Source organism: Marinomonas sp. 5E14-1 (genome assembly GCF_039939215.1).
In the GTDB taxonomy this organism is placed as follows: domain Bacteria; phylum Pseudomonadota; class Gammaproteobacteria; order Pseudomonadales; family Marinomonadaceae; genus Marinomonas.
The window spans coordinates 280,867-287,195 of the sequence record NZ_JBDXMW010000002.1 but is presented as its reverse complement, the minus strand read 5'-3'; the positions used below and the strand labels follow the sequence as shown (position 1 = coordinate 287,195).

7 protein-coding genes are annotated in these 6,329 nt (G+C 41.5%); 4 read left to right on the top strand and 3 right to left on the bottom strand.

Features of this window, described 5'->3' with window-relative positions; all coding sequences use genetic code 11:
• Positions 1-111 precede the first annotated feature (111 nt).
• The 4 genes from ABFY09_RS02945 to ABFY09_RS02930 all read left to right on the top strand — a co-directional run bounded on the left by ABFY09_RS02945 (position 112) and on the right by ABFY09_RS02930 (position 2,275).
• Positions 112-645, top strand: coding sequence for a DinB family protein (locus ABFY09_RS02945; RefSeq protein WP_347982795.1), 534 nt, complete (start codon positions 112-114; stop codon positions 643-645).
• A gap of 157 nt (positions 646-802) precedes the next feature.
• The gene (locus tag ABFY09_RS02940; RefSeq protein WP_347982794.1) at positions 803-1,066 is read left to right on the top strand and encodes a hypothetical protein; all 264 of its coding nucleotides are present in this window, start codon (positions 803-805) and stop codon (positions 1,064-1,066) included.
• Between the two features lie 211 nt (positions 1,067-1,277).
• Positions 1,278-1,646 carry a DUF2834 domain-containing protein gene (locus tag ABFY09_RS02935; protein ID WP_347982793.1) on the top strand — a complete coding sequence of 123 codons (369 nt, stop codon included), beginning with the start codon at positions 1,278-1,280 and terminating at the stop codon, positions 1,644-1,646.
• A gap of 32 nt (positions 1,647-1,678) precedes the next feature.
• Entirely contained in the window at positions 1,679-2,275 is a 597-nt protein-coding gene (locus ABFY09_RS02930; protein ID WP_347982792.1) for a class I SAM-dependent methyltransferase, read from the top strand.
• A gap of 173 nt (positions 2,276-2,448) precedes the next feature.
• On the opposite strand, the gene ABFY09_RS02925 is transcribed toward ABFY09_RS02930, so the two are convergent.
• The 3 genes from ABFY09_RS02925 to ABFY09_RS02915 all read right to left on the bottom strand — a co-directional run bounded on the left by ABFY09_RS02925 (position 2,449) and on the right by ABFY09_RS02915 (position 6,284).
• Entirely contained in the window at positions 2,449-3,654 is a 1,206-nt protein-coding gene (locus tag ABFY09_RS02925; protein WP_347982791.1) for an MFS transporter, read from the bottom strand.
• A gap of 38 nt (positions 3,655-3,692) precedes the next feature.
• Positions 3,693-4,163: a hypothetical protein gene (locus ABFY09_RS02920; RefSeq protein ID WP_347982790.1), complete on the bottom strand. Its 471-nt coding sequence runs from the start codon at positions 4,161-4,163 to the stop codon at positions 3,693-3,695.
• A gap of 72 nt (positions 4,164-4,235) precedes the next feature.
• Positions 4,236-6,284 carry a TonB-dependent receptor gene (locus ABFY09_RS02915; RefSeq protein ID WP_347982789.1) on the bottom strand — a complete coding sequence of 683 codons (2,049 nt, stop codon included), beginning with the start codon at positions 6,282-6,284 and terminating at the stop codon, positions 4,236-4,238.
• Between the last annotated feature and the right edge of the window lie 45 nt (positions 6,285-6,329).

Sequence of the window (6,329 nt, the reverse complement as noted above, 5' to 3'; positions counted from 1 at the left end):
AACATAACAAGTCGCTCAAAAGGACAAAAAACAGTTGGCTGCGCTCGTGCCTCGCACATTATAGCCAACGTAATTTGCCTATTAGCAAAACGTTATACCTAAAGGAAAGTCATGTCACTAAAATCAAATTTTGAGTTGATGGCAGATTACAATCAGTGGATGAATAAAAGCGTCTATCTAGTCGCATCCAAATTGAGCGCCGATGATCTATCTAAAGATCGAGGAGCATTTTTTGGGTCAATCATCGGCACGCTTAATCACATTCTTGTTGGAGACACAATCTGGCTTAAGCGATTTGCTGATCACCCATCAAAATTGAAAACTCTTGATTACGTTCGGGCTCTTAATAAACCAAAAGCCTTGGACGCCATTCTCTACCCTGAATTTAAAAATCTTGAGAGTGCGCGAATCAAAATGGATGAGGTTATCCGAGATTTTGCACATGAACTTACAGACGAAGCATTGGCATCTAATCTGTCGTATAGTAATACCAAAGGAGAACCGTTTAACAAAAACTTTGGTCACCTTATTCAGCATTTTTTCAATCATCAAACTCACCACCGTGGGCAAGCTTCCACTCTTCTTAGCCAAGCAGGTGTTGAGGTTGGTGTGACTGATTTACTGGTCAAAATTCCAAATGCGTAAAAGGTATAACAAGCACATCAAACACGTTCCGGCCGCAAAAAGCGCGGCCTCCACTGGACAGCCTACGCTTCGCTTCGGCTGCCGTTTATGTGGGCGTTATACGAATGATGGCTAAAAACGAACCATCAAAGATAAAACAAAAAGTAGGATACTAGAGATGAAAAGTGGTACACCAAGCGACTATAGCGAAGACATGTATAAAGTCTACTTTGAGGTTGGGGAGTGGGAGGGAACTGCTCTCGGCATTATTGAATCGTTTGTTAGTAATTCTCATTCAAAGAATATCATACACTTGGAGTTTGGATATGAACTAGCGATGCCTATCCAATGTGTACCAGATGTAGTGAGACTATTGAATGAGAAAAACATAGCCATTTATCAGATCGTACGTGGTGAAAAAATAGAAGCGGCATGGCGATAGTGTCAAATTCGTATAACAAGAACCATCAATCTGACTCCGCAACCTGTCATACTTTTTGTTCCAAAAATTCCGCCAGCTTACTACGCAGTTGTGGTTGGCGTTAGACAGTGACTGCATCAGTGCATTTAAATATGCAGAAGATACCATGTGTATTTTAAGTTACGAGCGTAGTTTCTTTCGTCCTCTTTTCGAGTAAACGTATAGCAAGCGCATGAAATTTGACTCCGCAAGCGTTCTCCAAATAAGGAAATTACCTCATGAATCTCAAAGTAGTATTTTTAGTACTGTGTGTTCTTGGAACTCTGTTGCCTTATCTCAATTCATAACGTGGGTGGTCGACAATGGACTCGATGTGTCTCTTTTCTTTCAAGAGTTGTTTTCAACCAAAATTGGTGGCTTCTTCGGCATGGATGTCATCGTTTCTGCCGTTGTGTTAATTCTCTTCATTTTTGCTGAGGGCAAACGCCTTGAGATGCCAAATTTATGGCTCCCTGTGGTTGCGACTTTCAGTGTGGGTGTTTCTCTTGGCTTGCCATTGTTTCTTTATATGAGACAGAATCAGCTTGACCGCAAAGCATAATGTTTTAATGAAGTGTGTACTAAGGCGTTAAAATGCAACCCTCTAAACTTGGTGAGAAATACGACAAAATCGCTCAGTGGTGGCACGATCGACACGAGCAGTCTTCCTATGGCGTGAGCCAATTCGAGCGAGCCATTGAGTATGCTTCTGGCGGTACAAAAGCATTAGATGTTGGCTGCGGTGCGGGCGGTAGATTTATCCGCATATTACAAGATCACGGTTTCTCGGTGACAGGGCTTGATGTGTCGGAGGAAATGGTTAAATTGGCGAGACGCAATCACCCAGAACATACCTTTGTACACCAAGATATTTGTGCATGGGAAACGGAAGAGACATTCGACTTTATTGTTGCTTGGGACAGTATTTTTCATTTGCCGTTGGCGATGCAAAAACCTGTTCTATCAAAGCTGTGTCGACTTTTAAAAAAAGGCGGCGTCTTGATTTATACGTTTGGCAACGCGGAAGGAGAGCATACGGATCAATGGCACAAAGATACGTTTTACTATAGCTCTATTGGTATTAACGAAAACATGCGATTACTGATGGACAATGGGTTGTCGATTTTGCACCTTGAGCTGGATCAATACCCTGAAAAGCACGTCTACACTATTGCCAGTAAACCTCTCTAATAGACAATTGTAAAAAATTACTATATTGAAAATGGTGCACGTCATTGTGCATTTGAAAATCAACCTTGTGCCTGCGGTGTTGGTTATTGAGGAGTCGGCTTTCTTCGTTTCTCGTTTTTTTTTCCCACTCTACAATTGAAACCTTTTGCATTCTTCTATTAGTTTGTCGATTTTCATGTGTTGTTCGACGCTGTCGGCGAGTCGATTGATTTCACTACCCATACGGTGATAAACGCCACAACACACATCGTAGATGCCATCCAAATAACCGCAATGTAGCCGAATGCACCTGCCAATGCAGTGCTTGCGCCAGATGTGATGATTCCAATAAGCATGAGAGTACTGGCTTGAATAGTAAAATCTGTTGCTGGTGTACTTGGATCTGTTTGATCCATCATTAAGGTATATAACACTGCAGGTATCGGGGAATGGAAAATAAAAAAGGTGATAAGGCATACGTATACAGGGAGTGTCTCATTCACACCATAAGCAGGAATGAGTAACACTAATAAAAACAGGGCTTGCGCAGACATTAAGCCAAGCAGGGCTTTGCGTCTTCCAACGAGTTGAATGTACTTTCCTGAAATTATAGCCGAGATAATGCCAAACGGTGTAGCAACTAAGTATATTGACGTTCCTATACTACTCAAAGACCAGCCTAAATCGACAAGCATAGGATTAACGATGGCGTACGCCATACCTCCGCCTATCGGATACAACAGTAAAATACCAAGCCATGGTTTTGATACGTACCGCCAAAAACTCAATAAACGTTTATAACCCATGATTGGTCGTATTTTTCCAGTTGGTTCTTTATACCAAAGTAGTTGAAGCCAAGAGATACTGGTCAGTCCGGCCATAAACAGCATGCAGCCAAACCATCCCAGTGTGGGGTAAATCGCCAATACTAGGCCACTGCCCACCAAGCTGCCAAACATGGTACCCGCTTGCTGTATGCCATTTCCCACTCCGCGGCTGTCGATATCAAGAAGGCGGCAAGCTAAGCCATCTACCGCGACATCTTGAGTCGCAGAGAAAAAGGAAAAAGTAGCGCAAAGAGACATAACTAATACAAAGTCGGTTGAGAGGTTGTAAAAGCCTAGTATAGTTAAGTTGATCATCATGGCGGCCTGTAAAATCAGTAGCCAAGCTCGATAATGACCAAATCGAGGCCATGAAAAACGGTCAATCAAAGGTGCCCAAAGAAATTTAAACACCCAAAAAATGCCCAGACTATAAACAATACCCAATTTCTCTAAAGGCATGCCTTGACTGCGTAAAATAGCCACCAATGCCACCAGTAAAAAGCTAATCCCTACATATTGTGTTGCGTATAAGCTAAACAATAACGACCAAGTAGAGTGTTTATATGTTGTCATTTTTTACCTCTAAATTTAGGTGATGGCATGGCTAGATTTTACTTTGTCTGCTCTTCTAAAAGGTGCGTATTGATTGTTGCTTGTATGTCATTGCGCCAAGCATCATCATGGCTAAAAACATCTGTGTCAGGTTGCTTGGTTAACCATTCAAATGCCTCATAGATGGAAGGGAATATACCACCAGGAATGCCAAATACTTTTGTAATACTCATGTTTTTCATGCGTTCATATTGGTCTTCTGGTACAACAATCACCATGCTTTTTATAAAGGTTCGGAATTTATGATCGGCGCCTTCGTTCATCCATGTCTTGGTCACTTTGCCAGCGCCTGAAGGTGGATGAAGGGAATCTGCATCATCAAAAAAACGTATTACATGAATGTCTTTTTCATCGGCAAACCAATTATCCCATTGGATTAATGACGCCATATGCTGCTCTATAGTCGGCTTACCTTTAGCGATAGCAAGCATGAGAGGCCAGTGTTTGGTTTCATGGATTAATAGACTCATAAAAAGTCTCCGTAAAAGCCTTGTGTTAAATTAGCCAAAGTCGGCCTCTATGTTTGCTCAATGTGCCCGTGTTTAAAGTGTGTATTCCACGCCCACTAGGAAAGTACGTGGTTGTAACAATACGGCTGACGTTGAACGTTGATAAATAATGGCGTCTTCATCGAATAAGTTGTCTACGCTAGCGAACCATTCAGCTTTGCCCATTTGGTAAGTGGCCCGTACATTTGCGACAACGTACGAATCTGTTTTTGATGCTGATGCATTATTTGGGTAGGTGTAGTAGCTACCTGAATAGCGTAGATTCAGGTTGGCGGTCCAACGGTCTTTGTGCCAATCTAAGTTGATGCTAGAGGTAATGGAAGGAGCAATTGCAAGATCATTACCTTCTAAACTGGTATCGCTAGAAAACTCAACAATCTCAGTATTTAGAAAACCTAAACTGCCTGATAGAGTAAATTCGTCAGAGAGTATTGCTGTTAGGCCTTGTTCAAAGCCCCAAGTATTGGCTCTATCTACATTGGCAATTAAATACGAAAGGTCGCTATCAAAATCGCCAGTTGAACTATAGGCGAGTTGTAAGTCTTTATAGCGAGAATAGAATAGATTTTGTGTGCTGCTTAGTTTGCCTTGCAAAAATTGCTGTCGGCCATAGATTTCATAGGTCCAAGAGGTTTCTTCTTTAAAATCATAATCTTGAACAGCAAACGAGCTATCAAAATAGATGCCTGCTCCACCAGCATTGTAGCCTTTTGATAGTTGTGCTCCCCAGCTTATGTTGTCAGATTGCTGCCAATTGATGCCGATTTTAGGTAGAAACTCTGAATAACTTTCATCGTAATCAAAGTCGTTACTTGTTGCTCCATTACTGTAAACGCCGCCATCACGTTGCCTTGATTCATTCTCTTGACGCCCACCCATTGATAGAATGAGAGTGTCTGATAAGTCAAACGTCCCTTCAATATAAGCGCTAAGTGCTTCTGTATCGTCGTTGTAGCGATATTTGGTAGAGAATAATTCAGTATCTTCTTCTTCCGCTGCATTGTAGTAATAAATACCAGCGACAAGATTTAACGTTTCATTTTCATAATAGAACTGAGGTTCTAAAACTATTTCAGTGGTATCAATGTCTACATTGGTAAAGTTGTCTGCCGTTGTTCGAATAAACTCTGCGTTTGTTAGCGAGGTATTTAATCGGAAGTACATGTCAGAAGTGAGATCTTGAGAATAATCCAAGGATACCGTGTCGGCGATAGTGTTGTGGTAAGCTTGCCCATCAAAAGTAAAGGCTTGTCTGTCTTCATAGGGAGCGGCTACGGTTTCTAAGTGTGGTCCAGCATAATCCGTATGAGAGACTCCTAAAAGTAATCGTTTGTTGTCTTCTGAATCCGGTTCTATCAGTAATTTACCTCTTAGGTTTACACTTTCATACCGACTAACATCATCTACATTATCTGTTGATCCGTATTCAACAGTGGAGTCTTTTTCTTTTACGTCTGCAGCCAAACGATACGCCATGGTGTCATCATCACCAATGGCTCTGTTAACGACGGCGGACAGTTCTTGTGTATCGTAATTGCCAGCGGCGGCGCGCAAAATGGTTTCATCTTCATAAACTGGATCGTTTGTTTTGATGCTGATTGTACCTGCCATTGCATTTCGGCCAGATAATGTACTTTGGGGCCCACGCAGTACTTCAACTTTCTCTACATCAAATAAATTAGTGTCACTGTAGACGATTTCATTAAAAGACAAAGGTCTGTCATCTACTTCGTAGTTGAGCCTTTGTCTACTTCCTGCGTAAATGGCAATAGTATTTTGTGCGGCACCTGTTCCGTCTATGCCTCGCACGGTTGCGGCTGTTCCTGTACCTTCGACTAAATTGACGTTAGAAGTTGCGTTTAAAACGTCTTCAGCAGAGTTTATACCTGCTTGATTTTTAAGCGCTTCTTCATCAAATATTTCAACACTTTGCGCACTCTCTTTTGCTGATTTGTTGAGCAATTCCGCACTAACAACGATAGTGTCTAAATTGACAATTTCAGTATTGTCATTCGCCATGGCGATCTCACTTATAAGCACCAGTGGTAAGAACAGCTTTTTCAGAGTTTCCTGTTGAATCATTTATTTCTCCAAACAATCTAATTGATAACGTTTATCAATTAGATT

Coding starts and splice junctions, on each gene's coding strand:
- ABFY09_RS02930 (WP_347982792.1), top strand. CDS start 1,679: ATGCAACCCTCTAAACTTGGTGAGAAATACGACAAAATCGCTCAGTGG.
- ABFY09_RS02945 (WP_347982795.1), top strand. CDS start 112: ATGTCACTAAAATCAAATTTTGAGTTGATGGCAGATTACAATCAGTGG.
- ABFY09_RS02940 (WP_347982794.1), top strand. CDS start 803: ATGAAAAGTGGTACACCAAGCGACTATAGCGAAGACATGTATAAAGTC.
- ABFY09_RS02920 (WP_347982790.1), bottom strand. CDS start 4,163: ATGAGTCTATTAATCCATGAAACCAAACACTGGCCTCTCATGCTTGCT.
- ABFY09_RS02935 (WP_347982793.1), top strand. CDS start 1,278: ATGAAATTTGACTCCGCAAGCGTTCTCCAAATAAGGAAATTACCTCAT.
- ABFY09_RS02915 (WP_347982789.1), bottom strand. CDS start 6,284: ATGATTCAACAGGAAACTCTGAAAAAGCTGTTCTTACCACTGGTGCTT.
- ABFY09_RS02925 (WP_347982791.1), bottom strand. CDS start 3,654: ATGACAACATATAAACACTCTACTTGGTCGTTATTGTTTAGCTTATAC.